A 25,638-nucleotide genomic window follows, 5' to 3' on the forward strand; every position below is an offset into this window, starting at 1 on the left:
AGTTGGGTGTCCAACTTTTTGGGTGCAGTCCACATGCGGGGGCTTTTTTTATCATTGGAAAATATCAGTAAGAATCAAACACCCGCTTTCGTTTTATCGCTCTTCACCATGCTGTTTTTCAACTTGCCGATAAGCTCGCGGCGAAAATCACCTAATTTCGGCTTATCGCCATCCAGCCATGGTAATGGACGGCAGAGTTCCATGGTTTTGATACCCAGACGGGCAGTCAGCAATCCGGCACCGATACCTTGTGCCGCACGGGCTGAAAGACGCGCCGCCAGATCCTGCGACATCCAGTCCATACCGACTTCACGCACCAGCTCGGACGCGCCGGCAAATGCCATATTCAGCAGCACCAGGCGGAACAAACGGATGCGGCTGTAATAACCCAGTTCAATGCCGTAAAGCACGGCGATGCGGTTGACCAGACGCAGGTTGCGCCAGGCGATAAACGCCATATCCACCAGCGCCAGCGGGCTGACGGCGATCATCAGCGCCGATTCGGCTGCTGAATGGCTGATTTCACGCCGTGCCTGTGCATCGAGCACCGGCTGAACTAATCGCGCGTAAAGCTCGACCACTTCACGGTCATTCTGCGTTTCGTGCAATGACGCCTTCCAGCGTTGTAATGCCGGATGGCTGTTATCCAGTCCGGCCTGCGCTGCCAGTTTTTCGCAAAATGCGCGTCCCTGCCCTAAACCATGACTGTGCATTAATTCACGTGCCTCATCACGCTCATCGGCGCGCTGACGCAGGCGGTACAAGCGCCGCCATTCGGTAGCCACCGAACCGACACCGGCGAGGATAATCAGCCCGCCCGCTGTGCATGCGCCGAGTGCCACCCAGTCCTGCTGGATCCACGCCTCGTGAACCCATTGCACGCCCTGCGCGACCACGCTGATCCCCAGCACCGCCACGCCTAACCGAACAATTTTACCCCACAAACTGCGGCGCGGTTTCAGCGCACGGTTAAGCACTGCTTCGGCTTCGCCTTCTTCCTGCTGTTCATCGGTTTCAGCAGTGACCGGAATAAAACGTTCTGAAATCTGTTCGTCAAACGCCAGCGCCGGTTTGATCACCGGTTCGGGCGGGGCTTTTAATTCCGTTTCAAAATCGATACGCGGTCTTATTGGTTCGCTCATCGCATTTTATCTCCCAGTAAAAACTCCATCACCGCGTCCAGACGGATGTGCGGCAACGGCGTATCCACGCTCATTTCACGCGGACGAAATTCGTCAAAATGGAATCCCTGTTTTTGCCAGAACGCATGTCCCGGCAGACGCGCAGGCACTTCGCCGGGGAACACCGTCAGCGGCGCGCCATCCTGCAACCGGTGGCCTTTCAGCGCGGGTAAGCTTTGCCCCTGATATTCCACCATGCCGGTTTCCGTCGCCTGAACCGACGCCAGACCGGCGCAGTCCATGCTGATGCCTTCGAAAGCGGCGTTCTGCCAGGCTTCCTGCACCAGTTGCTGCAACAGAGACACCAGACTGGCGTGCTGATCGCCGGTGATGTGGTCGGCTTTAGTGGCGGCAAACATCAGTTTGTCGATGCACGGATTAAACAAACGGCGGAACAACGTGCGTTTGCCGTAATGGAAACTTTGCATCAGTTGTGTCAGCGCGAGGCGCATATCGTTGAAAGCCTGCGGACCGCTGTTGAGCGGTTGCAGGCAATCCACCAGCACAATCTGGCGGTCAAATTTCACAAAGTGATCTTTGTAAAACCCTTTCACGATGTGCTGACAGTAATAGTCGAAACGCGCACGCAGCATGCCGAGATTGCTGTTTTTATCCGCCTGCGCCAGTTGGGCATCAGAATAGCGGTTCAGCTCCGGCCAGGGGAAGAATTGCAGTGCGGGCGCACCGGCCATATCTCCCGGCAGAACAAAACGCCCCGGCTGGATAAAGTGCAACCCTTCGGTTTTGCAGCGCACCAGATAATCGGTGTAGGCCTGTGAAATCGTGCCCAGCAGATTTTCATCAGCCGGTGCCTGCGGATCGCATTGTTCGCACAGCGTAAGCCACGGCTTCGCCCATTCTGCACGATCGCCCTGCAACAGCCCCGCCATCTGGCGTGACCAGTCGAGATAGTTTTGTTCCAGCATCGGCAAATCCAGCAACCATTCTCCGGGATAATCCACAATCTCAAGATACAACGTGGAGGTATCTTTGAAGTGACGCAGCAGGGAATCGTTGGAACGGTAACGCAATGCCAGGCGGATTTCGCTGACACCACGGGTTGGCGTTGGCCACGCGGGCGGCGTGCCATAAAGCGACGCAAGCCCTTCGTCATAGGCAAAGCGCGACACGCCCAGATCACGCTGGGGAACGCGCTTTACGCCGAGCAGGCGCTCCTCGCGGGCAGCCGAAAACAGCGGCAGACGTGCGCCGCTGTGCATATGTAAAAGCTGGTTAACGAAGGCGGTGATGAAAGCGGTTTTTCCGCTGCGGCTTAAACCAGTGACGGCCAGCCGCAGATGCCTGTCCATGCCGCGATTGATCAGTGAATTAAACTCATCTTGTAGTCTTTTCATTGCTCTCCCTGGCGTAGCGCCCAAACAGCGCGGTAAGAATACGTTTGAATAACGGTTCTAATAATAGTGCTAAAACATACCGAAGTGGCCCTTTTCCCACCACGCCCAGCACGCGTGCTGCCAGTCCGGCGGGACCGAACGTGAGCGCCAGCGTCAGCGCGATGTTCAGTATTTTCGAAAACAGGCTGCGCTTACCCGGCAGCGAGGAATTCAGGTAACGGATCATAAAGATTCCTTAAGCGGGAGGTGAGAAAGAAAATAGCAGCCGGAACAACGTCCGGCAGCCAGAGGCAAAGTGGTTGATAAGAATTGCAGGTAAAGAATTAAAGCTGACGGAACCGGCTGCGCACGCCAAAAGTTTCCGAGGTGACGTAGCGCTCTACCTGACGTAAACGCTGTTCGCTGGCCTTCAGTTCGCGGTCGGCTTCTTCCAGCAAGTTACGCGGCGATGGCGCATTTTCATCTTCATATTCGCTGGCCGGTACCGGATCCAGCACGTAGCTGAGAATGATGTACGCCACGACGGTGAACATGAATAAACCGAAGAAAATCGACAGCACGGCCATGATTCGCAGCAGTTTTACCGGCACGCCCAGATAGTGCGCCAGCCCGGCCAGTACGCCTTTAACCACGCCCTCTTCCGGCACGCGATAGAGTTTTTTCTCAGACAGACGGGTCGCCATTATGATTGCCTCCAGCCCGGATGTTCGGCGTCGAGAATTTCTTCCAGCGCCTGAATACGTTCGCGCATACGTTGCGCTTCATGGGTCAGACTGGTGAGATTTTGCATCTCATGCTGACTAAGCTGACTGCCATTTTGCTGGCGATTGCTGTAGTGAAGCCACAACCAGACGGGCGCCACGAATAAAACAAAAATGGTCAGCGGAATAGCTAAAAACAGGAAGCTCATTGTCTCTCCTTATGAGTCTTTTTTATTACCGGTTACGGCGTTTATCCTGCAACAACCTGCCTGCGAACAGGCAGGTTTAATGGCAAACATTATGCGTCCTGGTTGCCGTTCATTTTAGCTTTCAGGGCAGCAATCTGTGCGCTAATTTCATCGTCAGCTTTCAGTTCAGCAAATTGCTGATCCAGCGATTTCTTTTTGCCGATGCTGACGCTTTCAGCTTCCGCTTCCATATGGTCGATGCGGCGTTCGAACTGCTCAAAACGCGCCATCGCTTCATCAATTTTACCGCTGTCGAGCTGGCGACGAACGTCACGTGAAGAGGCCGCAGCCTGATGACGTAAGGTCAGCGCCTGCTGACGCGCACGGGTTTCGGTCAGTTTGCTTTCCAGCTCGCCAATTTCTGACTTCATGCGATCCAGCGTTTCTTCTACGACAGTCACTTCGTTTTTCAGCGTAGTGACCAGCTCGGAAAGCTTTTGCTTTTCGATCAGCGCCGCACGGGCCAGATCGTCTTTATCTTTGCGCAGCGCCAGTTCGGCTTTGTCCTGCCATTCGTTCTGCTGGGCTTCACCCTGATCGATACGGCGGATCAGCTGTTTCTTTTCTGCCAGCGCACGGGCGGAGGTCGAACGCAGTTCCACCAGCGTGTCTTCCATTTCCTGAATCATCAGACGAACCAGTTTTTGCGGATCTTCAGCTTTATCCAGCAAGGTGTTGATGTTGGCGTTAATGATGTCAGCGAAGCGAGAAAAAATACCCATAATCGAAATTCCTCTTTGTTTCTGTTTGGTTTCCGGCCAAATGATTACCGGTCAAATCCGCAGGAAAATTTTCAACTGCGGCGATAAACCTATATCAGGATCCGTGCCAACTTTTTAAAATCATTATCTCCATGAATAAATTGAATTTTTTATTTGCGTCTCTGCTATGCTTGTTTTTAGAGATGATTATTTTCACTAAGAGTTAGTGTGTTTAACCACACAAGGAATGCCAAATGACAGATAACACAGACAATTTGCTCGGCGAAGCCAACGCCTTTATAGAAGTGCTGGAACAGGTCTCTCAACTGGCGAAGCTGAACAAGCCGGTGCTGGTCACCGGCGAACGCGGCAGCGGTAAAGAACTGATCGCGCACCGTCTGCATTATCTGTCGCCCCGCTGGCAGGGGCCGTTTATTTCGCTCAATTGTGCGGCGCTGAATGAAAACCTGCTCGATTCCGAGCTGTTCGGCCACGAAGCGGGCGCATTTACCGGCGCGCAGAAACGCCATCTCGGACGATTTGAACGCGCGGACGGCGGCACGTTATTTCTCGATGAACTGGCGACCGCGCCAATGCTGGTGCAGGAAAAACTGCTGCGCGTGATTGAATACGGCCATCTGGAGCGCGTCGGCGGCAGCCAGCCGTTGCAGGTGGATGTGCGTCTGGTGTGCGCAACTAACGATGATTTACCGCAACTGGCGGCACAAGGAAAGTTCCGCGCCGACCTGCTCGACCGGCTGGCATTTGATGTGGTGCAGTTGCCGCCGCTGCGCGAACGTCAGCAGGACATCATGTTGCTGGCGGAACATTTCGCCATTCAAATGTGCCGGGAACTTTCGCTGCCCTTATTCCCCGGATTTACGGAATATGCGCGTGAGACGCTGATGGCCTACCGCTGGCCGGGCAATATCCGCGAGCTGAAAAACGTCGTCGAACGCTCGATGTACCGCCATGGCACCAGCGATTTTCCGCTCGATAACATTATCCTGAATCCGTTTGCACAGCGCACTTCTGCCACGGAGCCCGCAGATACCCGGCAGCACGACAATCTGCCGGCGTTACCCTTAGATCTCAAACAGTGGGTGACGGAGCAGGAAAAAAATCTGATTGAACAGGCTTTACGGCAGGCGCGGTTTAATCAGCGCAAGGCAGCCGAACTGCTGAACGTGACATATCACCAATTGCGCGGAATGTTGAAGAAGCATGGGATACAGGTGAATGCACAGGAAGCGCCTGAATAACAGGCAAAAAAAAGCCAGCACCCGAGCTGGCTAAGTAATACTGGAAGCAATGTGAGCAATGTCGTACCTCGCGATTAACGCCCTGGCGGGTCGCCTCTCGTCCGGTGAAAAGAATGATAATGGTTCTCAGTATCGTCTGTAAAGCATTTTGTTGAGAATATTTCTCATTACCACAATGACGTTATGGCTACTTATTGAACACCCTTAACGTCATTAAGGACTACCATTCGGGGAACGGATCGGCCATCGCCACCCAGCTTTCGATGCCTTCCGCCATCTGTTCTTCGCTTAACAGGCACGCATCCAGGCGCCGTGTAATCTCTGCTTTATTCAGATGCTGACCGATAAACACCAGCTCCTGACGCATATCGCCGAACGGCTCCAGCCATTTTTCCATAATATGCTCGCGGGTCTCCTCGTCCTGTGGCCAGTCACTTTCCGGCAGCGCCCGCCAGAAAATCCCCGCCATACCATAACGCGCAATGCCCCCCGCCTGACTCCATTGCCCGGCAAAACGCGGACGCGTCGCCAGCCAGAAGAAACCTTTCGACCGCAGTAAGGTGCCGCCGCCCCAGTCGCCATGCACCACGCGGTAAAACTTATCCGGATCAAACGGCCTGCGCGCGGTGTAGACAAAGCTGCTGATGCCGTACTCTTCGGTTTCCGGCGTGTGCTCGCCACGCAGCTCTTTCAGCCATCCCGGCGCAAGTTGCGCCTTAGCAAAATCAAAACGGTGCGTATTCAGTACGGCATCAACCGGCAGGCTGCCGGGACAAATCGGGATGATATGCGCATCGGGGTTCAGACTCCGCAACAGCGCTATCACTTCGCGCTGCTGCTGGCTGTCGAGCAGATCGGTTTTGCTGACCAGCAGTACATTACAGAATTCAATCTGGTCGATGAGTAAATCCGTTACACTGCGCGTATCGTCATCACCCAGACTTTCACCAGCCTCCTGCACGCTGCGCGCTTCCTGATATTGCTGCATAAAGTTAACGCCATCGACGACGGTCACCAGCGTGTCGAGGCGCGCAAACTGCGACAGGCTTTCGCCATTTTCATCCTCAAAGGTGAAGGTTTCCGCCACCGGCAGCGGTTCCGAAATCCCGCTTGATTCAATCAGCAGATAATCAAAACGTCCGGCCTGCGCCAGCTCACGCACGGAAATCAGCAAATCTTCCCGCAGGGTACAGCAGATGCAACCGTTGCTCATTTCCACCAGTTTTTCCTGCTGGCGGTCGAGGGTAATTTCACTGGCCACCAGGGCGGCGTCAATGTTCACCTCGCTCATGTCATTGACGATCACCGCCACGCGTAACCCCTGGCGGTTATTCAGAATATGGTTGAGAACGGTCGTTTTACCGGCGCCGAGAAAGCCGGACAACACGGTAACGGGGAGTAAGGACATCGTTAACCTCTTTTCGAAGGACAGTGCAGGAATACTTCGCCTGCGATTATTGTTATAATATAACATAACAACAACAATCCAAATTCAAGGGTTTTATTTTCAGCGCCACTTTTTTGTCGAAAACGAACGGTTTTTGCGCGAAGTGCCGCAGGACTACACACTGATTTGCTCATGGGTTGGGGTACCTCGCAGAGTACGGTACACTTAGGCTATTGCACCTTAACTTTGAAGCCTTTATGCGTCGTCTAACTTTGTGGATGCTTTTACTGAGCGGCTTGTCCACAGCAGTTTTTGCTGAGACTGCCCCAACACACGCCAGCCCGACGGCAGTCACTACGCCGGTGAAAGATATTCGCCAGAGCGGCTTTGTCTATTGCGTGAATGGCATGGTCAATACCTTTAACCCGCAAAAAGCCAGCAGCGGGCTGATTATCGACACACTTGCCGCGCAGTTATATGACCGTCTGCTGGACGTTGACCCGTATACCTATCGCCTGATCCCCGAACTGGCGCAAAGCTGGGAAGTGCTGGATGACGGTGCGACCTACCGTTTCCATTTGCGCAAAGACGTGCCTTTCCAGAAAACCGGCTGGTTTACGCCGTCGCGCAAAATGAACGCTGATGACGTGTTATTCAGCTTCCAGCGCATCGTGGATCCGAAAAATCACTATCACGCGGTGAACGGCGAGGAATATCCGTATTTCGACAGCCTGCAATTTGCCCGCGCAGTGAAAAGCATCAAAAAACTCGACGACTACACGGTCGAGTTTCGTCTCAATAATCCTGACGCTTCTTTCCTCTGGCATCTTGCAACGCACTACGCGCCGGTGCTTTCGGCGGAATATGCTGCGAATCTCACCAAATCCGGTAATGAAGAAGAAATTGATCGCCAGCCGGTGGGCACAGGCCCGTTCCAGCTGGGTGAATACCGCACCGGTCAGTACGTGCGTCTGGCACGTAACGGGCAATACTGGAAAGGCACGCCGCGTATGTCGCAGGTGGTGATTGATATGGGCGTCGGCGGCACCGGACGTTTGTCAAAATTACTGACCGGCGAATGTGATGTGCTGGCGTATCCTGCGGCCAGCCAGCTGTCGATTTTGCGTGAAGATCCGCGTTTGCGTCTTTCCCTGCGTCCGGGTATGAACGTCGCGTATCTGGCCTTCAATACCAATAAAGCACCGCTTAACGATCCGCGTATCCGTCAGGCGGTTGCGCTGTCTATCAATAATCAGCGCCTGATGCAGTCGATTTATTACGGCACGGCAGAAACCGCCGCATCGATTTTGCCGCGTGCGTCGTGGGCTTATGACAGCAATGCTCAGGTCACGGAATACAATCCTGAAAAAGCGAAGCAAATACTGAAAGATCTCGGTCAGGAGAAACTCAATCTGCATTTGTGGGTACCGACGGCGTCCCAGTCATTTAACCCAAGTCCGCTAAAAACTGCCGAACTGATCCAGGCCGATTTAGCGCAGGTCGGGATTAAAGTGACCATTGTGCCGGTCGAAGGGCGTTTCCAGGAAGCGAAGCTGATGGAAATGAACCACGATTTGACGCTCACAGGCTGGTCAACGGACAGTAACGACCCAGACAGTTTCTTCCGCCCGATGCTCAGTTGTGCGGCGATCCACTCGCAGACAAACTATGCTCACTGGTGTAACCCTGAATTTGATGAATTGCTGCGTCAGGGGCTTTTGTCACAGCAACTTTCACAGCGCATTGAGTTTTATCAGCAGGCGCAAAAAATCCTTGAGCAGCAACTGCCGGTGTTACCGCTGGCCTCTTCCCTGCGGCTTCAGGCTTACCGTTACGACATCAAAGGACTGGTACTGAGCCCGTTTGGTAACTCCTCGTTTGCTGGCGTCTTCCGTGAAAATGAGAAAAGCCGTGATGACGAAGGAAGGAAAGCCCCATGATTATCTTCACGTTACGTCGCATATTGCTGCTGATCGCCACGCTGTTCTTCCTCAGCCTGGTGGCGTTCAGCCTGAGCTATTTTACACCCAACGCGCCGTTGCGCGGTGCGTCATTATGGGATGCTTACCGTTTCTATTTTATGGGCATCTGCCAGTTTGATTTTGGCGTGTCGAGTATTAACGGCGAAAGTATTACCTATCAGCTCAAAGCCGTATTCCCGGCGACCATGGAACTGTGCGTGCTGGCTTTTGCGCTGGCGTTAATAGTGGGAATTCCGCTGGGTATTCTCGCGGGTGTCATGCGCGGGAAATGGCCGGATGTGGCGATCAGCAGCCTCGCCCTGCTCGGCTTTTCCATTCCGGTATTCTGGCTGGCCGTATTACTGATGCTGTTTTTCTCGATGCAACTCGGCTGGTTGCCGGTATCCGGTCGCCTTGATTTACTCTATCAGCTGAAAACCGTTAGCGGCCTGACGCTGGTGGATGCATGGCTGTCTGATTCACCTTATCGCCATGAGATGATCATGAGCGCCATCCGCCACATGGTTTTGCCGATTGCTGCGCTGGCCGTTGCGCCGACGACGGAGGTTATCCGTCTGATGCGAATTTCCACCGACGATGTGCTGGCGAAAAACTACGTGAAAGCCGCCGCCACGCGCGGTTTGTCACGGTTTACGATTATCCGCCGTCATGTGCTGCATAACGCGCTGCCGCCAATCATTCCTAAACTTGGTCTGCAATTTTCGACCATGCTGACGCTGGCGATGATCACCGAAGTGGTCTTTAACTGGCCGGGGATTGGCCGCTGGCTGATTAATGCTATCCGCCAGCAGGACTACGCTGCGATTTCCGCAGGCGTGATGGTGGTCGGCTCGCTGGTGATTGTGGTTAACGTGCTTTCTGACATTCTCGGTGCATTGATGAATCCATTGAAACATAAGGAATGGTATGCCCTTCGATAATGTATACCGCGAAAAACAAGTACCCAGTCCGCTGCGCCACACGTGGGGAATTTTCTATCGCGACACGCTGTCAATGATCGGCTTTTATGGCGTGCTCGGACTGTTGTTTTTGTGTATTTTCGGCCATCTGCTGGCGCCGTACGCGCTCGACCAGCAATTCCTCGGCTACCAGTTGCTGCCGCCTTCATGGTCGCGCTACGGCAACGTGTCATTCTTCCTCGGCACGGACGATCTGGGCCGGGATTTACTCAGCCGGATGTTAACGGGTGCGGCACCGACTATCGGTGGTGCGCTGGTGATTACCCTCGCGGCGTCGCTGTGTGGCGTTATTATTGGCGTGCTGGCGGGCATCACCCGCGGGCTGAAATCAGCCATTCTCAACCATATTCTGGATACCCTGCTTTCAATCCCTTCCCTGCTGCTGGCGATTGTGGTGGTGGCCTTTATCGGCCCGAAACTCGAGCACGCGATGCTGGCCGTCTGGCTGGCGCTGTTGCCACGCATTTCACGCACCATTTACAGCGCGGTGCATGACGAGCTGGAAAAAGAATATGTGGTTGCGGTACGTCTTGACGGCGCATCGACGTGGCAGATTCTGCGTTATGCCGTATTGCCCAATATTGTGGCGGTGCTGGCAACAGAATTTACCCGCGCCTTGTCGATGGCAATTCTGGATATTGCCGCATTAGGCTTTCTGGATTTGGGCGCACAATTACCTTCTCCGGAATGGGGAGCGATGCTCGGCGATTCACTTGAACTGGTGTATGTCGCGCCGTGGACCGTCATGCTGCCGGGTGCCGCCATTCTCATCAGCGTGTTGCTGATCAACCTGCTGGGTGACGGTGTGCGTCGGGCGATTAATGCGGGAGTGGAATAATGCCTTTACTCGATATCCGCAATCTGACCATTGAATTTATGACTGCCGACGGGCCGGTCAAAGCGGTTGACCGCGTCAGCATGACGCTGAATGCCGGTGAAATCCGCGGGCTGGTGGGTGAATCTGGTTCGGGCAAAAGCCTGATTGCCAAAGCTATCTGCGGCGTAACCAAAGATAACTGGCGCGTGACGGCAGACCGTATGCGCTTTGATAACATCGACCTGTTGCAGCTGTCGCCACGCGAGCGGCGCAAACTGGTCGGGCAAAACGTGTCGATGATTTTTCAGGAGCCACAATCCTGTCTCGATCCCTCCGAGAGTATTGGCCGTCAGTTAATTCAGGCAATCCCCGGCTGGACCTATAAAGGCCGCTGGTATCAGCGCTGGAAGTGGCGCAAGAAACGCGCCATTGAGCTGCTGCACCGCGTCGGGATTAAAGATCACAAAGACATCATGGCCAGTTATCCGTACGAACTGACTGAAGGTGAATGCCAGAAAGTGATGATCGCCATCGCCCTGGCGAATCAGCCGCGTTTACTGATTGCCGATGAGCCCACAAATGCCATGGAGCCGACCACACAGGCGCAGATTTTCCGCCTGCTGTCCCGGCTGAATCAGAACAATAACACCACGATTTTGCTGATCAGCCACGACCTGCAAATGATGAGTAAATGGGCGAACCGCATAAACGTGTTGTATTGCGGTCAGACCGTTGAAAGCGCGGCGTGTGAAGAACTGCTGTCTGCACCGCATCATCCTTACACGCAGGCACTGATCCGAGCGATGCCTGATTTTGGCCGCTCCCTGCCACATAAAAGCCGGCTGAATACGCTGCCGGGGGCGATTCCTTCTCTGGAACATCTGCCGATTGGCTGTCGTCTGGGGCCACGCTGCCCTTACGCGCAAAAAAAGTGCATCGAAACGCCGCGCCTGCGTCTGGCAAAAACACATGCTTACGCCTGCCACTTCCCGCTGAACATGGAGGAGCAATAATGGGCGAAACCCTGCTCGAAGTCCGTAATCTGAGCAAAACGTTCCGTTATCGCACCGGTTTGTTCCGCAGGATGAATCTGGATGCGGTGAAACCGGTCAGCTTTACCCTGCGTGAAAAACAAACGCTGGCGATCATCGGTGAAAACGGCTCAGGGAAATCGACACTGGCGAAAATGCTCTCCGGCATGGTTGAACCAAGCGGCGGCGAAATTCTGATTGATGATCATCCGCTGGCGTTTCGCGATTATCGTTTCCGCAGCCAGCAAATCCGTATGATTTTTCAGGATCCCAGCACATCGCTCAATCCACGTCAGCGAATTGGTCAGTTGCTCGAAGCGCCTTTACGCCTCAACAGTGAAATGGACGCGCAGCAGCGTGAACAACGCATCAACCAGACCCTGCGGCTGGTCGGTATGCTGCCGGACCACGCGAATTATTATCCGCACATGCTGGCGTCCGGTCAGAAGCAGAGCGTTGCCCTGGCGCGGGCACTGATCCTGCAACCCAAAGTGATTGTTGCCGATGAAGCGCTGGCGTCTCTGGATATGTCCATGCGTTCGCAAATCATCAACATGATGCTGGAGTTGCAGGAAAAACAAGGCATTTCATACATCTATGTCACCCAGCATCTTGGCATGATGAAACACATCAGTGATCAGGTTTTGGTGATGCATGAAGGTGAAGTGGTCGAACGCGGCAATACCGCCGAAGTGCTGGCGGCACCGCTGCATGACCTGACTAAAAGGCTGATCGCCAGTCACTTTGGTGAAGCACTCACGGCAGATGCCTGGCGGCGCGATGGAAATTAGCGCGTAGCAGAAGCGGCGATTAACTGACTGAATACCAAACGGTGCCTGAAACGGGCGCCGTTTTTTATCTTTGCAATCGGGTAAATTGCCGATGAAATTCGCGACCAAACCCGTTCCTCTGGCATATTTGCCGTTTTCTATTCCTTTTAGATATGGTTTATCGCTTAACATTATTTTATATCGACAACAGTATCGGCAAGGATAGGGTCTGATAATTTGCCTGGATGCCAGGCTTGAAGCAAAGGACCCGTTCATGGAACAACAACGCAAGGCCGCGCACAGCGGCTGGTATCATGAAACACAATCCAGCCAGTATGGTCACCTGCCGCTTGATCCCCATGCTGCGTTAGTTCAGGATCGCTTTCTGCTCGGGCTGGATAATCAGCTTGATCCGACACTTCGCCAGCTGCTCAACGAACGCCAGAAACTTCTGCGTGCTTCCCGCGCCTGCTACGAGGTGCTTTTCCCGGATAATCTGAGCGTATCGCGTACAGAAACGCTTTCTTTATATGACCGTCTGAGCAGTGCGCTGACCGTTGCGCAGGTGACCGGCGTACAATCACTTTGTAGCCACTACGCCGCCCGCCTCGCCCCGCTCTCCAGCCCTGATGCCTCCCGTGAAAGTAATATCCGCCAGACTCATATCACTCAGTTCGCCCGGTTACTCGCCACTCAGCCTACGCTTATCACGCCGTCCATGCTGGATCAGCTCAGCCACGTCGGGTTCAGTACGCGGGATATTGTGACATTTACGCAGCTGATCGGTTTTGTCAGTTATCAGGCGCGAGTACTGGCCGTCGTGAATGGTCTACGCGGGCGTGCCGCCGCCGTGCTCCCTGGCTTCCCTGCGCCTGAAGGCTGCGAGCAGAAAGGGTTTTCTCTGGCCATGCTGCAATGGAAATCGAGGCTGCCGGAAGTGGCACCGGAGACCGCCAGCAAGCATCAGCAGGATGTTCTGGATTTAATCGCGCCCGATGCGCGCTCTTCATCTTTTTATACGCTGCTGGTGCATGATGCCGACGCGCTGAGTGAATTCTCAGCCGTCTTTAATCACGTGATGCAGGCCGGTGAGCGCCCGAAAGCGGCCTGGCGCGAGCTGTCTGCCGTGGCGACCTCGAAGTTAAATGGCTGCCTGTATTGCGCAGGGATCCACGGTCGTCTGTATCTGGAAGCTAATGGCAACGAAGCCATTATCGGTTCCTTGTTCGAAGAAAATCATCGCGACGATGCAGTTGATGCATTGTCGAAAACGCTGTCCGACAGAAAAGAAGCCGCACTGCTGGATGCCGTGATTACGCTGACCCGCACACCGGAACGTTTTGATGCACGCCAGTTGCACGGATTATCAGATGCCGGTTATTCGGCAACACAATCTCTGGATATCCTGCTGACTGCCGCGCTGTTCAGCTGGTCAAACCGTCTGATCCAGACGCTGGGGGATACCCTTAACCGGTAAGTTTGCCCGCATTACGCTTCATGCTGTTCCGTTTCATTCCGGCAGGATTTCCCCCTGCCGGACAAGCCAAATGTAAATGCCCCCGCCCCCTAACCGCCACAAGTCGTACTAATCTTATTTTCAATCGGAAATTTAGTGTTAAAACGGGATGCAGATCACACTAGACTATGCATCGTTCTGAATACCTGCGCAGCGTTGTTTTTCCGTTTCATAAAACCCCGCAAATAGCGTCACAATCCAGACGTATTCACTGTTTATTCACCGCTGAATGGGGGAATAATCCAGTTAAGACTTTTTCAGAAAAACAATAACAATTTTAGAATGTGGAATATTATTTATACAACATATTCACATCGTCTATTTAGAAAACATAAACGTTAATTCTGCATAACATTTCGAACACAGTTTAATCAGGCCGGATAAGTTAAATGTAACGGCATATGTCAAACTCCTTGCCTCATTTACGAAGATAGTGAACATTACCAGCCGTCATCCCATCTTATAACAATGCAAAGGGTGCTTATTTCGCGCCACTTATGCGTTTCTGCTCTGTCACAGGCAGAAGGAATAAACAGAGGTACGAGTGTCAACTGCAAACAAAACACCCAATAATGAAAGCGTGAGTCTGAACGCCTTCAAACAGCCAAAAGCGTTTTATCTGATCTTCTCCATCGAATTGTGGGAACGTTTCGGTTATTACGGCCTGCAAGGGATCATGGCGGTTTACCTGGTCAAAATGCTTGGCCTGAGTGAAGCTGACTCCATCACCCTGTTCTCCTCTTTCAGTGCGCTGGTTTACGGCTTCGTGGCCATCGGCGGCTGGTTAGGGGATAAAGTTCTGGGCTCAAAACGCGTGATCGTGCTCGGCGCGATAGTTCTGGCGTTAGGTTATTCCTTCGTTGCCTATTCCGGCCACGAAGTGTTCTGGGTTTATCTGGGTATGGCGACTATCGCCGTCGGTAGTGGCTTGTTTAAAGCAAATCCATCCTCATTGCTTTCTACCTGCTACGAAAAAGATGACCCGCGTCTTGATGGCGCATTCACCATGTATTACATGTCGGTCAATATCGGCTCATTCTTCTCCATGCTGGCAACGCCATGGCTTGCCGCGCAGTATGGCTGGAGCGTCGCGTTCTCTCTGAGCGTAGTCGGTATGCTGATCACCATCGTGAACTTCATGTTCTGCCGCAAATGGGTAAAACGTCAGGGTTCTAAACCAGACTTTGCCCCGCTGCAGTTCAAAAAGCTGCTGATGGTTCTGGTCGGTGTGGTTGCACTGGTCTTCCTGTCCAGCTGGTTGCTGCATAACCAAACTATCGCACGTATGGTGCTGGGCGTGGTTTCTGTGGGTATCATTATTGTCTTTGCGAAAGAAACCTTCTCTATGAAGGGTATTGCCCGTCGTAAGATGATTGTGGCGTTCCTGCTGATGATGGAAGCCGTCGTGTTCTTCGTGCTGTACAGCCAGATGCCGACGTCCCTGAACTTCTTTGCTATTCACAACGTCGGCCATGACCTGCTGGGTATCAGCTTCCAGCCTGAGCAGTTCCAGGCTCTGAACCCATTCTGGATCATGGTTGCCAGCCCGATTCTGGCCGCTGTTTACACCAAAGTAGGCGACCGTATGCCTATGCCGCACAAGTTTGCCATAGGTATGGTGCTGTGTTCAGGCGCGTTCCTGGTTCTGCCATGGGGTGCAAGTCTGGCAAATGAACAGGGTATCGTTTCTGTTAACTGGCTGGTGCTGAGCTATGCACTGCAAAGTATCGGTGAGCTGATGATTTCCGGTCTGGGTCTGGCGATGGTTGCACAGCTGGTACCGCAGCGTCTGATGGGCTTCATCATGGGCGCATGGTTCCTGACTACCGCAGCGGCGGCGATTATCGCGGGCTATGTGGCGAATCTGACGGCAGTGCCTTCAGACATTGAAGACGCGCACGCCTCTCTGGCAATCTACAGCCACGTGTTCCTGCAGATTGGTATTGCGACCGCTGTGATTGCTGTGCTGATGCTGGTCACTGCATCTAAGCTGCACCGCATGACGCTGGATCGCGACACTGACGAAAAGCAACCTGAACTGGCTTCTGCTGCTCAGTAAACGCAGAACGTCTTTCTCGATGGTTGACGAACGCCTCCTCCTGGAGGCGTTTTTTTTTGGCCATGTTTTTATGACCGCGCTTTTATGGACAAAAGTTATTCCAGGATTCACCTCAAGATTGGCCCGAGCCTCAAGATTCACCCGAGATAATAACGCCCTTTCCCGCTTTGTTTTGCACGGTACATAGCAGCATCAGCACGCGCCATCAGCGTATCAGGTAACAACGGCTGACGCGCACGCCCCACCGCCACGCCAATACTTGCTGACAGCGAAACCGGTACCCCGGACACGTGTTCAACACTACGGAAAGCGTTCATCAGACTGGTACAAATCCGGCTGATATCGCTTTCCGTATTGACCAAATGCCCCAGCAGGACGGTAAACTCATCCCCCGCCAGACGTGCAACCACGTCCTGTGAACGCAGATTATCGCGCAAAGTATGTCCGAAAAACTTCAGGATCAGATCGCCAAATTCGTGCCCGTAGGTGTCGTTGTAAGCTTTAAAGTTATCAATATCTAAAAAAAGTAAGGCTATGTCTTTGTCTGCTTTTTTTTGTTGTCTGGCCGCATAAATCAGGGATTGCTGGAATGCCCGCCGGTTAGGAAGTCCGGTCAGCGAATCATGATTGGCCTCGAATTCCAGCTGTGCCTGCAGTTCTTTAATCTCGCTGATGTCAGTCGAAAGGCCATAGTAGCCATGACCGCTGTCATCACAGGGGATAAGCGTGGTGTGCAAAACGCCCCCTTTTCCGTTACGGGAATAACCCGGTAACTCAATGTCATAACTGACGGCGACGCCTTGCAACACCTGGCGAATATAGGGCTCGATTTGCTGGTACGTCTCATGCCCCACCAAATCCTTCACCTGCCGCCCACGCACTTTATCTTCGGCCACGCCGTACCAGCTGGCATGAAAGTGGTTCACAAAAATGTATTCTTCATTCGCATCAACATGGCAGATCAGTGCCGGAATATTGTCGGTAATCGCCCGCAGCCGGTTCTTGCTTTCCATCAGTTCCCGCTCGCGGTTCAGGCGTTGTGCAATTTCCTGATGCAACTGATCCATCGCAACCTGCAGTTCATTGGTGCGCGCAGCCACCCGACGTTCCAGACCGCCCTGCAACGAATACAACGTTTGTTCAATGTTTTTACGCTCAGTGATGTCACTGATCACCACAATATAGTGATGCGCCTCACCGGTTGCGTTACGCACCAGAGAAGCGGTCATCGTCACCCACAGCGTGCTGCCATTGGATCGCTGAAGCAGTTTCTCAACGCTAAAACTGTTGATTTCACCCGAGAGCAAACGGGGGATCAAAATATTTTCTGCATACAGATCGTCAGGATGGGTAACGTCATGAAGCAGGCAGCTGCGTAGCTGGTATTCGGCGTAGCCCAGCATGTTACATACCTGAGGGTTAATACGCAGCCAGCGCCAGTCGAGCCCGACCAGTGAAAACCCGACGGCGGCATGAGCAAATGTCTGCTCAAATAAGGCTTCGCTTTTCGCCAAATTATCCTCAACGCGCGCCGTGTACTGCCGGTTTTCCAGATGAAAAATGTAGCTTTGCACCAGCGCGGTCATGTCCAGCAGCGTTTGCCCGTCTTCCTCGCTCCACTCTCTCGTCCGGTCATCAATCAGGCACAACGCGCCCAGTGCAATGCCCTGCTGGGAATGCAGGGCACAACCAGCATAAAACACGATATGCGGCGCGCCGGTAACCAGAGGATTATCGTGAAACCGCAAATCCAGCCGGGCATCTCTGACAACCAGAGGGCCGGATTCAAGAATGGTATGACCGCAGAATGAGGTATCGCGCGGGGACTGATTGATATCAATGCCGGTATGGGACAAAAACCACTGCCGGTCGGCGTCAATCAGTGAAACAACGACGGCTTTGGCCTGAAACTGGCGCGCAGCCATGCGGGTGATACGGTCGATCTCCTCAATTCTGGGGGAATCTAAGATGCCCAGAGAAGCCAGTATCGCAAGCCGAGCCTGTTCATCAACTGCCTGTTGAGGGACTAACATAATGTACTCTCAGTGATGACGGGTGAATATGTCATCAAGTCTACTGCGTTTAAACGGAAAACCGGCTCTCATTCCGCCTTTGCCGGGCAAAAATCAGAATAGTGACAGATCACAAAAAACGTATTCAATTAACAGGATTTGCACAAATAGCAGCAAATCAACGGTTAAAGCGAACTTACCCAATTCACATGCGTGGCATCGACCTGATCAGATTGTTCTGCGTCATGACGGTATTTCTGCCGCATTTCTGACGGCGTAGCACCATAAAACTCAAGGAAGTAACGGCGGAGCGCACCCGGTTCAAGCCCGCACTGACGGGCGATGACGGCCAGGCTCTGATCAGACATTGATGATGTACGCAGCAAACGTTTTGCGAGTAACAGACGGCGGCTGCGGATGAACTGGGCAATGCCGCCCAGTGGCTCAAATAGCCGGTATAAACCCGAGCGCGAGATGGCAAAGTTTTTACACAGCACATCGACGCTCACCGGCTGACTGAGGTGTTTTTCAATGTACAGACAAATGCGCTCCAGACGGGCACTTTGCTCAAACGGATGCTCAACTTTCTTGCCCGCAACCAGATGCAGAGTTTGCAGGAAAACAGACGCCGCACCTTCGCCGGTGCTCAGAACCTCCTGATCGGTCATCTGATCAAACACCTGCACCATCGTGGCAAAATGATTGCGCAGAATGATGTTGACCGGCGACGTTGCAGGAATGCGCTTGCCGTGCAGGGACGCGATATCGACATTAAAATGCAGGCTGTGTTTGGGCATAATTATATACTGGTAGGAGCCCAGACGCGGTTTCTGATCTCCCGGATAAACGTGAATTTTGATCGGCTGCGACATATCCTGAATCAGGATATCGCCCTGAACCAGCGTGAAACGCTCGCCAAAACACTGGCATTCCATTCCGCCGATGATAATGATGAAAATGACGATGTGATCGGGCATGGAAAACAGATTGCCATACTGACGGTTAATGTCGTGCTCGCTGACGGTCAGAACGCCGCCGATCACACGCCCGAAATTGTATCCGGTTACCCCCCAGTCAAATTCATCCCTGTGACGATCGGGCAGCTCAAGCTTGAAGCCTGCACTGGACATCCCGTCTTCCCATTCATAGAAACGGGTCTCGAAATCCTGATAGATATTGGCACCGTCTACTATCTTTCGTGAAGATGAATCGCTCATTTTCTCACCAAAAATTAAGATAATTCCGAAACGATAATCTACCTCCTACTGATAAATCAATGCGTAGCAGCAATTGGTAATACTTTTTTCCGAGATTCTTATATTTTCGAAGGCGGTATAAATGGCGAAAAGTTTTGTAAAATCAGGGAGTAAAGGTCGCTCATCGGCCAATTGATGTGTCAGGTTATCCGCGATAATTATTTTGGGATCGGTTAATATCGTATTGAAGATCCTCACTTTCGTGATTTGCTATTCTTAAAAAAACACGATCCATTTTCACCCAACCGTCGCCAGGAAATGCCCATGGAAAAAAGAAAGGTCCTGGATGAAGGACGTCAGCTCAAGCGTATGAATGCGGAAACCCGCAGGCAATCGCACATGCACAAATGGTTTGCCATCGTGGCCGCCCTCGATTGCGTTCTGGTTATTTTTTATGATCAGGACATGCGTAATATCGTTTTCTCAGCCGGCGTTTGCATCGTCTGTACCGTCCTGTGGCTTAAAGGCCGCAAACAATCCCGCAGTTATCGTCGTGAATGGGATCAAAAATTCGGCACTAAAAAACATCCCTGAGCGTTTTCCCTGCCCCTTTGTCTCGTTTAAGCATTCCCACCATAAAGAAATTCCTAAATTTGATAAAAGTGTTTCTGTCCTGTGCGGATAATCAGTCAAAATAACCTCAGGCATACCCGCAAATAACAAATTATAAAATTTATGCATCTCGACGTTTACACGTTATTTATATTTGAGCTTTTTATTCTCATCCTGCTCACTGCCGTCATGCTGTTCGCATGGATCGGGGGTCGCAGAGATCCGACGCTCGGGCTCACTGCCCTGATGCTGGCATTCTCTACCGCAGGTACTTTGCTCAGCAGTATGCGTTCAGGCGTGAGCGAAATTATTCCCGTGGTCTTCAGTAACATGATGATTTTGCTCTGTTACGGAATGATGTGGGCCGCATTAAGAATGTTTACAGGCCGCAGGGTATTACTGCCGGTGGTATTTTCCGGGCCCGTTATCTGGCTCCTGTTCTGTCTTTATCCGGCCTTTTACCACAGTCTTGAGCAGCGGATTTTCCTGACCTCATTGTTAACGGCGGCTTATACCTTGCTGACGACACTGGAGCTTTGGCATGCGCGCAGGCAACTGCATGTGACTTACTGGCCCGCGCTGCCGCTGAGTTTTTTCCACGCCTGTTTCTATCTGGCGCGTCCTTTCTTTGATAACGGCTTGCCGTATGCTGAGATGGTGGGGGGTCATAGCAGCGGTTTCTTCGCTATACTGATTTTTGAAGCGATTTTGTACGCTATCTGCCTGTCTTTCATTATTTTAGCCATGGTGTATGAGCGCGGTCAGCTGGGTTATAAACAGGCCTCGTTGTCTGATCCGCTGACAGGCGTGGGCAACCGCAGGGCGTTTCTTGAGCGCGGCAACGAGCTTATCAGGAAGCGTAAAAACAATACTTTTCCTGTGCAGCTGATTTTATTTGATCTGGATAATTTTAAACGGCTCAACGACCAGTATGGCCATGCCGGCGGCGATTCGGCCCTGGTATTCTTTTGCAATGTGGTGAATTCTTCCCTGGAGCAAAAAGATATTTTTGCCCGGATTGGCGGAGAAGAATTTGCCTGCCTGACCACCCGCCCGAGAGAACAGGCAATACGTATGGCAGAGAATATCCGTTCTCAGCTGGCGCAGAATTCGCAGCATAATATTCCGATGACGGTCAGCGTAGGAATGGCTTTTAGTGAACCCGATCAGGACTCAATCTCGCATTTGTTAATCCAGGCAGATCATGCTTTGTATCGGGCTAAATCTGCCGGTAAAAACCGCATTGAGCTGAGTTGATCGTTATTCACCCGAACAAAATATCGAATACCTTACTTAGGGCATGATAACCGATTGAATTTTAGAATTTAAAAACAACGGTAATATTCTCATCCAATTGTGAGTAATAATTGCAAAAACAACCTGATGAGTCACCGGCTTAGACACTGCGCCACATCACACTCATATTCTGTTCGGGGTAGTTAATTCATGCTTACTGATTTTGCGATATGCCAGGCAGTTCTTGATACGCTTCCCGAGGCAACGGTGCTGAAAGACGACAGCCGTAAATTGGTATTTCTCAATCAGAAAGCCAGTGAGTTTTATGGCCGTCCGCGTGAAGAGTTGATTGGTCAGGATGTTTCCTTTTTTACCGAACCCGAACAGGCTGCCCGTCAGCGGGAACGTGATATCGAAGTGCTGGAAACCGGTGAAAAAACGGTTAACGAAGAAACGCTGGTAGATCCTTCAGGAAAGCGGCGCAATGTGCTGGTGCGTAAGTCACGCGTCACGCTTGAGACGCGGCATTTTATTCTGACCTCCATTATGGATATCTCCCTGCTGCGCAGTTCCGAAGCGCAAATCCGTTATCTTGCCCGCCATGATGTACTGACCGGTCTGCCTAACCGCACGGCGCTAAGTGAAGAACTCAGCCAGATTGCGGCGCAGCGGATGTATCGTCCTGAACCCTACGCGCTTATCCTGCTTAATCTTAATGATTTCAACTATATCAACGATACCTATGGTTATCAGGCCGGTGATGCGATTTTGTGTGAATTCGGCCAGCGTTTGCGTAATGAAGTCGGTAGCAGCGGAACGGTTTCACGCATCGGCGGCGATGAGTTCTCTATTATCTTGCGTAATAATCCGACCAGCGAAGTAGCCAACAATCTGGCGCTGGAAATTCTGGTGATGATGCGCCAGCCTTTCACGCTGACGCGCGCTAACCCGATGATGACTATTTCTTTCGGTATCGTGATGTTTGGCGCCGAAAATATTACTGCCGGTGAAATTATGCGTCGCGGGAATACCGCGCTGCTGGAAGCTAAGCAACGCGGCAAGAATATGTTCTCTTTTTACTCTGAATTGCTGGACGCCAGCAGCGTCAGTAAACGCATTATGGTGAAAGCGCTGGCTGAATCGCTGGCTAAAGAAGGCGATCTTTCCTGCGTATATCAGCCGATTTTGCGCAGTCGTGATGAAAAGGTCGTTTGCGTGGAAGCGCTCGCCCGCTGGAATCACGGGGTGCTCGGGCAGGTCTCGCCGGTGCAGTTTATTGCTCTGGCAGAAGAAACCGGACTGGTGATCCAGCTCGGAGAAATCGTTCTGCGCCGGGCCTGCCGCGATATTAAGAACTTCGTCCAGTTGAATCTGGCGATTAACGTCTCCGCGGTACAACTGGGAGAACCTGATTTCGGGCCGCGAATTCTGGCCGTTCTTGCAGAAGAGAATTTCCCACCTTCACGTCTGGAACTCGAGCTGACAGAAACATCAGTGATGAACGCCAATGCCACCAGTCTCAGTCATCTGGCGAAACTGCGCAAAGCCGGTGTGAAAATTTCTCTCGATGATTTCGGTACGGGTTATTCCAGTCTCAGTTTGCTGAAAGATATCTCGGTGGACAGCGTAAAAATCGACCGTTCGTTCGTGCAGTACGTCACAGAAGTGAACGATACTGCCGCCATCGTTTCTGCCGTCTCCCAGCTCGGCAATAAAATGTATCTCAATGTGATCGCCGAAGGCGTGGAAAACCAGCTTCAAAAATCCTTTTTAGTATCAGCGGGTTGCTCGCATCTACAAGGTTATCTTTTCTCAAGGCCGGTACCGGTTGAAGTATTATCAACGTTGCTGACGACTGAAATGAATATGTCAGCCAGTATCTGAAACGCTGACACATAAGCTTCATAGATAACTCAAAACACCTTATTAATTCATTCAATTGGCGCTCGTCCCTGTTTTACTGACATGATCCGAGACTGATAAATCACGCCGTTTAAGGAAATACATCATGTCATCGTTTTCAGGTATCTGGGTCCCGCTGGTCACACCTTTCCATGAGGGTGAGATCGACTTTATTGCACTGAAATCTCTGTGCACCCGGCTGCTCAAACGGGGCGTTGATGGCGTTGTCGTCTGCGGAACCACCGGCGAAGCGCCGATGCTCACCAAAGAAGAACAGCTTCAGGTTCTGGATGCCGTGCTGGAAGTGGTACCCGGCCATCAGATCATTATGGGGCTTTCCGGCACCCACATGCCGGTTATCCGCGAAATGCAGGATGCGATCCTTCAGCGACCTGTCGCAGGCCTTCTGATCCCCGCACCTTATTATATCCGCCCTTCTCAGGCCGCACTGGTGGCCTGGTTTACTGAGATTGCCGACCATTCCACCGTGCCGGTAGTGCTTTACAATATTCCTTACCGTACCGGCGTGCAGATGGAGCTGGAAACATTCCGCCAGCTGGCTAAACATCCGCAAATCAGCGCAGTCAAAGATTGTGGCGGCAGCATTGATCTGACGCTTTCACTTATCGCTGACGGCGAACTGGATGTGCTGTGCGGTGAAGACGTGCAGATTTTCTCGACGCTGAGTCTGGGCGGCGCCGGTGCCATTGCCGCTTCTTCACATATTTTTCCGGAAGAGTTTGTTCAGCTTATCCGTCAGTTCAAACAGCAGGATATTGCAGCGGCGCGTAAAACATTTTTCGGCCTGCTGCCAATGATCCGGCTGATGTTCTCTGCGCCGAATCCGGCGGCGATTAAATACGCCTTATCACTCGACGGCCTGATGAAAAATGAGCTGCGTTCACCGATGCTCCCTGCGCCGGAAAATGTTGAAGTGGCAGTCCGTGATTTCCTGAATCAGCATTCACGTTAAGAGCCCAAGGTTCGGCAGAATATGAGCAGTCAGGCTCACTGTCACAATTAAAACACTGACATTTGCTCCCGCCGGTTCTAGGATAGAAGCAGTTTTTATATAGCCGAATCGCTGTCCCGTGAAACCCTTGTGTTTTATGGGATCAGGCGGGTTGCTCATCCAATGGAGTGTTTATGAAACTGTATTATAAATCCGGTGCCTGTTCCCTCTCCCCGCACATCGTTCTTCGTGAAGCAGGTCTGGACTTCAGCATTGAAAAAGTTGATCTGGCGACCAAGAAAACCGAAACCGGTGATGACTTCCTCGCAGTGAACCCGAAAGGGCAGATCCCGACACTGTTGCTCAATGATGGCAGCATTCTGACCGAAGGCGTGGCTATCGTGCAGTATCTGGCCGATCAGAAACCTGATCGTCAGCTGATGCCGGAACAAGGTACGCTGGCTCGCTATCATGCGCTGGAATGGCTGAACTATATTGCGACTGAGCTGCATAAAGGCTTCTCTCCGCTGTTCAATCCAAAAACGCCGGATGATTTCAAAGCTGTGACTCGCGAAGCACTGAGCAAGAAATTTGCTTACGTGAATGAATCACTCAAAGACAATCAGTTCCTGCTGGGTGCCCGTTTCAGCGTGGCGGATGCGTATCTGTTCACCGTGATGGGTTGGGCAAAAGCACTGAAGTTTGACCTGAGCGCACTGACCGAACTCAATGCGTATCTGGATCGTGTGGCTGCGCGCCCTGCCGTTGATGCTGCGCTGACGGCGGAAGGCCTGAAGTAATTTCCTGCGCCTGATACGTCTGTACAGACAGGCATAAATAAAAACGCCCCGGTTGTCACAGCACGGGGCGTTTTTTATGGAGATAAAATCTAGAGTTTGACCGCCGGGAAATGGTGCTCTGGTTTGACCATTTTGTCCTGCGCCGCCACGATTTGCAGCTCATACTCACCCATCGCGTGAGTGGTCAGCATCACTTCGTAAACCGCCGCAGTGACGTGTTCCAGCGCTTTATCCAACGCTTCGCCTTTGAGCAGATTGACCAGCAGCAAACCACTGGTCAGGTCACCGACCCCGACCGGCTGACGCACGCCAAAATCAACCAGCGGACGGTCGATATGCCAGGCTTCATCTGCCGTTACCAGCAGCATTTCAAAGCGATCGCTGTGATAACCAGCGCGACTTAAATGTTTAACCAGCACAATTTTCGGGCCTTTACTGATTAGCTCACGCGCCGTCGCCACCGCTTCTTCAACACTTGCCACCGCATGGCCGCTGAGTAATTCCAGCTCCAGCAGGTTCGGGGCAATAATGTCGCAGTTAATCAGCGCCTGATTGCAATGGAACTCGGCAACGCCCGGTGCCACGATACAGCCCTTTTCAGGATGCCCCATGACCGGGTCGCAAAAATACCATGCATCCGGATTCGCCGCTTTCACCAGGCGGACAATCTCCAGAATGCTCTGTCCCTGCTCCGGCGAACCGATATAGCCGCTCAGCACCGCATCACAATCCTTCAGACGGTCAATCTCCGCAATCCCCTGCGCGATTTCAGTCAGATGTGTGGCGGGCATTACACAGCCAGTCCAGTGACCATACTGAGTATGATTGGAGAACTGAACGGTATTCAGCGGCCAAACGTTTGCGCCCATACGACGCATAGGGAATTCCGCCGCGCTGTTACCCGCGTGACCAAATACCGTGTGTGACTGGATAGAAAGAATGCTTTTCATGAGGAATTT

General features: G+C 52.3%; 23 protein-coding genes. 13 read left to right on the top strand and 10 right to left on the bottom strand.

The genetic code is table 11. The features are described 5' to 3' along the window. Nucleotides 1–74: 74 nt before the first annotated feature. From UC15_RS07635 to pspA, 6 genes are all read right to left on the bottom strand, one after another. Nucleotides 75–1,142: a YcjF family protein gene (locus tag UC15_RS07635; protein WP_112287891.1), complete on the bottom strand. Its 1,068-nt coding sequence runs from the start codon at nt 1,140–1,142 to the stop codon at nt 75–77. Beyond that, a complete protein-coding gene (locus UC15_RS07640) occupies nt 1,139–2,536 on the bottom strand; it encodes a YcjX family protein (RefSeq protein WP_112287892.1) in 1,398 nt (465 codons plus the stop codon). Before UC15_RS07640 ends, UC15_RS07635 begins: the two co-directional genes overlap by 4 nt. Further along, nucleotides 2,517–2,762, bottom strand: coding sequence for a phage shock protein PspD (locus tag UC15_RS07645; RefSeq protein WP_112287894.1), 246 nt, complete (start codon nt 2,760–2,762; stop codon nt 2,517–2,519). The genes UC15_RS07640 and UC15_RS07645 overlap by 20 nt, the downstream gene beginning before the upstream one ends. 97 nt (nt 2,763–2,859) lie before the next feature. Then, nucleotides 2,860–3,219, bottom strand: coding sequence for an envelope stress response membrane protein PspC (gene pspC / locus UC15_RS07650; protein ID WP_112287896.1), 360 nt, complete (start codon nt 3,217–3,219; stop codon nt 2,860–2,862). After that, complete coding sequence (gene pspB / locus UC15_RS07655) at nt 3,219–3,446, bottom strand: envelope stress response membrane protein PspB (RefSeq protein WP_013576050.1); 228 nt, start codon at nt 3,444–3,446, stop codon at nt 3,219–3,221. The genes pspC and pspB overlap by 1 nt, the downstream gene beginning before the upstream one ends. An 89-nt stretch (nt 3,447–3,535) precedes the next feature. Then, entirely contained in the window at nt 3,536–4,207 is a 672-nt protein-coding gene (gene pspA, locus UC15_RS07660) for a phage shock protein PspA (RefSeq protein ID WP_112287897.1), read from the bottom strand. A 233-nt stretch (nt 4,208–4,440) separates the two neighbouring features. Here pspA and pspF point away from each other — a divergent pair, with 233 nt between their 5' ends. Beyond that, complete coding sequence (gene pspF, locus UC15_RS07665) at nt 4,441–5,448, top strand: phage shock protein operon transcriptional activator (RefSeq protein WP_112287898.1); 1,008 nt, start codon at nt 4,441–4,443, stop codon at nt 5,446–5,448. A 220-nt stretch (nt 5,449–5,668) separates the two neighbouring features. Here the strand turns inward: pspF and zigA are convergent, their stop codons facing one another. After that, entirely contained in the window at nt 5,669–6,856 is a 1,188-nt protein-coding gene (gene zigA / locus UC15_RS07670; protein WP_112287899.1) for a zinc metallochaperone GTPase ZigA, read from the bottom strand. A 236-nt stretch (nt 6,857–7,092) separates the two neighbouring features. Here zigA and sapA point away from each other — a divergent pair, with 236 nt between their 5' ends. The 7 genes from sapA (at nt 7,093) to dtpA (ending at nt 15,969) form a co-directional block, all read left to right on the top strand. Beyond that, nucleotides 7,093–8,775 carry an ABC transporter substrate-binding protein SapA gene (gene sapA / locus UC15_RS07675; RefSeq protein WP_112287900.1) on the top strand — a complete coding sequence of 561 codons (1,683 nt, stop codon included), beginning with the start codon at nt 7,093–7,095 and terminating at the stop codon, nt 8,773–8,775. Beyond that, entirely contained in the window at nt 8,772–9,737 is a 966-nt protein-coding gene (sapB, locus tag UC15_RS07680; protein ID WP_112287902.1) for a putrescine export ABC transporter permease SapB, read from the top strand. The genes sapA and sapB overlap by 4 nt, the downstream gene beginning before the upstream one ends. Continuing rightward, a complete protein-coding gene (gene sapC / locus UC15_RS07685; protein WP_112287903.1) occupies nt 9,724–10,614 on the top strand; it encodes a putrescine export ABC transporter permease SapC in 891 nt (296 codons plus the stop codon). Before sapB ends, sapC begins: the two co-directional genes overlap by 14 nt. Continuing rightward, entirely contained in the window at nt 10,614–11,606 is a 993-nt protein-coding gene (gene sapD / locus UC15_RS07690; RefSeq protein ID WP_112287905.1) for a putrescine export ABC transporter ATP-binding protein SapD, read from the top strand. Before sapC ends, sapD begins: the two co-directional genes overlap by 1 nt. Continuing rightward, on the top strand, nt 11,606–12,415 hold the full coding sequence (sapF, locus tag UC15_RS07695; RefSeq protein ID WP_112287907.1) for a putrescine export ABC transporter ATP-binding protein SapF: 810 nt from the start codon (nt 11,606–11,608) through the stop codon (nt 12,413–12,415). The genes sapD and sapF overlap by 1 nt, the downstream gene beginning before the upstream one ends. Nucleotides 12,416–12,668: 253 nt before the next feature. Further along, nucleotides 12,669–13,871, top strand: a complete 1,203-nt coding sequence (locus UC15_RS07700) for a peroxidase-related enzyme (RefSeq protein WP_112287908.1) — start codon at nt 12,669–12,671, stop codon at nt 13,869–13,871. Between the two features lie 583 nt (nt 13,872–14,454). Beyond that, the gene (gene dtpA / locus UC15_RS07705; protein WP_112287910.1) at nt 14,455–15,969 is read left to right on the top strand and encodes a dipeptide/tripeptide permease DtpA; all 1,515 of its coding nucleotides are present in this window, start codon (nt 14,455–14,457) and stop codon (nt 15,967–15,969) included. Nucleotides 15,970–16,106: 137 nt separating this feature from the next. Here the strand turns inward: dtpA and UC15_RS07710 are convergent, their stop codons facing one another. Further along, entirely contained in the window at nt 16,107–18,002 is a 1,896-nt protein-coding gene (locus tag UC15_RS07710; protein WP_112287911.1) for a diguanylate cyclase domain-containing protein, read from the bottom strand. A gap of 164 nt (nt 18,003–18,166) precedes the next feature. Beyond that, entirely contained in the window at nt 18,167–19,198 is a 1,032-nt protein-coding gene (locus tag UC15_RS07715; RefSeq protein WP_112287913.1) for an AraC family transcriptional regulator, read from the bottom strand. A 303-nt stretch (nt 19,199–19,501) separates the two neighbouring features. Between UC15_RS07715 and UC15_RS07720 the strand changes: the two genes are divergently transcribed. The 5 genes from UC15_RS07720 (at nt 19,502) to gstA (ending at nt 24,679) form a co-directional block, all read left to right on the top strand. Continuing rightward, on the top strand, nt 19,502–19,771 hold the full coding sequence (locus UC15_RS07720; protein ID WP_112287915.1) for a hypothetical protein: 270 nt from the start codon (nt 19,502–19,504) through the stop codon (nt 19,769–19,771). Between the two features lie 141 nt (nt 19,772–19,912). Continuing rightward, nucleotides 19,913–21,046 (top strand): diguanylate cyclase, encoded by a 1,134-nt coding sequence (locus UC15_RS07725; RefSeq protein ID WP_112287916.1) that lies wholly within the window; start codon nt 19,913–19,915, stop codon nt 21,044–21,046. 189 nt (nt 21,047–21,235) lie between these two features. After that, nucleotides 21,236–22,909 (top strand): bifunctional diguanylate cyclase/phosphodiesterase, encoded by a 1,674-nt coding sequence (locus tag UC15_RS07730; protein ID WP_112287918.1) that lies wholly within the window; start codon nt 21,236–21,238, stop codon nt 22,907–22,909. A 124-nt stretch (nt 22,910–23,033) separates the two neighbouring features. Continuing rightward, the gene (dapA, locus tag UC15_RS07735; RefSeq protein WP_112287919.1) at nt 23,034–23,900 is read left to right on the top strand and encodes a 4-hydroxy-tetrahydrodipicolinate synthase; all 867 of its coding nucleotides are present in this window, start codon (nt 23,034–23,036) and stop codon (nt 23,898–23,900) included. Nucleotides 23,901–24,073: 173 nt separating this feature from the next. After that, nucleotides 24,074–24,679: a glutathione transferase GstA gene (gene gstA / locus UC15_RS07740; RefSeq protein WP_112287921.1), complete on the top strand. Its 606-nt coding sequence runs from the start codon at nt 24,074–24,076 to the stop codon at nt 24,677–24,679. 89 nt (nt 24,680–24,768) lie between these two features. Here gstA and pdxY read toward each other — a convergent pair whose 3' ends face one another. Beyond that, on the bottom strand, nt 24,769–25,629 hold the full coding sequence (gene pdxY / locus UC15_RS07745; RefSeq protein WP_112287922.1) for a pyridoxal kinase PdxY: 861 nt from the start codon (nt 25,627–25,629) through the stop codon (nt 24,769–24,771). Nucleotides 25,630–25,638 lie beyond the last annotated feature (9 nt).

The sequence above is a fragment of the Rahnella sp. AN3-3W3 genome, from assembly GCF_003263545.1.
Lineage (GTDB): Bacteria > Pseudomonadota > Gammaproteobacteria > Enterobacterales > Enterobacteriaceae > Rahnella > Rahnella variigena.

What these genes read in the sequence shown, in the direction of transcription:
- UC15_RS07640 (WP_112287892.1), bottom strand. Translation starts at nt 2,536, where the DNA reads ATGAAAAGACTACAAGATGAGTTTAATTCACTGATCAATCGCGGCATG.
- sapA (WP_112287900.1), top strand. Translation starts at nt 7,093, where the DNA reads ATGCGTCGTCTAACTTTGTGGATGCTTTTACTGAGCGGCTTGTCCACA.
- UC15_RS07725 (WP_112287916.1), top strand. Translation starts at nt 19,913, where the DNA reads ATGCATCTCGACGTTTACACGTTATTTATATTTGAGCTTTTTATTCTC.
- UC15_RS07635 (WP_112287891.1), bottom strand. Translation starts at nt 1,142, where the DNA reads ATGAGCGAACCAATAAGACCGCGTATCGATTTTGAAACGGAATTAAAA.
- pdxY (WP_112287922.1), bottom strand. Translation starts at nt 25,629, where the DNA reads ATGAAAAGCATTCTTTCTATCCAGTCACACACGGTATTTGGTCACGCG.
- UC15_RS07715 (WP_112287913.1), bottom strand. Translation starts at nt 19,198, where the DNA reads ATGAGCGATTCATCTTCACGAAAGATAGTAGACGGTGCCAATATCTAT.
- UC15_RS07730 (WP_112287918.1), top strand. Translation starts at nt 21,236, where the DNA reads ATGCTTACTGATTTTGCGATATGCCAGGCAGTTCTTGATACGCTTCCC.
- pspB (WP_013576050.1), bottom strand. Translation starts at nt 3,446, where the DNA reads ATGAGCTTCCTGTTTTTAGCTATTCCGCTGACCATTTTTGTTTTATTC.
- pspC (WP_112287896.1), bottom strand. Translation starts at nt 3,219, where the DNA reads ATGGCGACCCGTCTGTCTGAGAAAAAACTCTATCGCGTGCCGGAAGAG.
- UC15_RS07700 (WP_112287908.1), top strand. Translation starts at nt 12,669, where the DNA reads ATGGAACAACAACGCAAGGCCGCGCACAGCGGCTGGTATCATGAAACA.
- pspF (WP_112287898.1), top strand. Translation starts at nt 4,441, where the DNA reads ATGACAGATAACACAGACAATTTGCTCGGCGAAGCCAACGCCTTTATA.
- UC15_RS07710 (WP_112287911.1), bottom strand. Translation starts at nt 18,002, where the DNA reads ATGTTAGTCCCTCAACAGGCAGTTGATGAACAGGCTCGGCTTGCGATA.
- dapA (WP_112287919.1), top strand. Translation starts at nt 23,034, where the DNA reads ATGTCATCGTTTTCAGGTATCTGGGTCCCGCTGGTCACACCTTTCCAT.
- sapB (WP_112287902.1), top strand. Translation starts at nt 8,772, where the DNA reads ATGATTATCTTCACGTTACGTCGCATATTGCTGCTGATCGCCACGCTG.
- gstA (WP_112287921.1), top strand. Translation starts at nt 24,074, where the DNA reads ATGAAACTGTATTATAAATCCGGTGCCTGTTCCCTCTCCCCGCACATC.
- sapD (WP_112287905.1), top strand. Translation starts at nt 10,614, where the DNA reads ATGCCTTTACTCGATATCCGCAATCTGACCATTGAATTTATGACTGCC.
- UC15_RS07645 (WP_112287894.1), bottom strand. Translation starts at nt 2,762, where the DNA reads ATGATCCGTTACCTGAATTCCTCGCTGCCGGGTAAGCGCAGCCTGTTT.
- sapF (WP_112287907.1), top strand. Translation starts at nt 11,606, where the DNA reads ATGGGCGAAACCCTGCTCGAAGTCCGTAATCTGAGCAAAACGTTCCGT.
- zigA (WP_112287899.1), bottom strand. Translation starts at nt 6,856, where the DNA reads ATGTCCTTACTCCCCGTTACCGTGTTGTCCGGCTTTCTCGGCGCCGGT.
- sapC (WP_112287903.1), top strand. Translation starts at nt 9,724, where the DNA reads ATGCCCTTCGATAATGTATACCGCGAAAAACAAGTACCCAGTCCGCTG.
- pspA (WP_112287897.1), bottom strand. Translation starts at nt 4,207, where the DNA reads ATGGGTATTTTTTCTCGCTTCGCTGACATCATTAACGCCAACATCAAC.
- UC15_RS07720 (WP_112287915.1), top strand. Translation starts at nt 19,502, where the DNA reads ATGGAAAAAAGAAAGGTCCTGGATGAAGGACGTCAGCTCAAGCGTATG.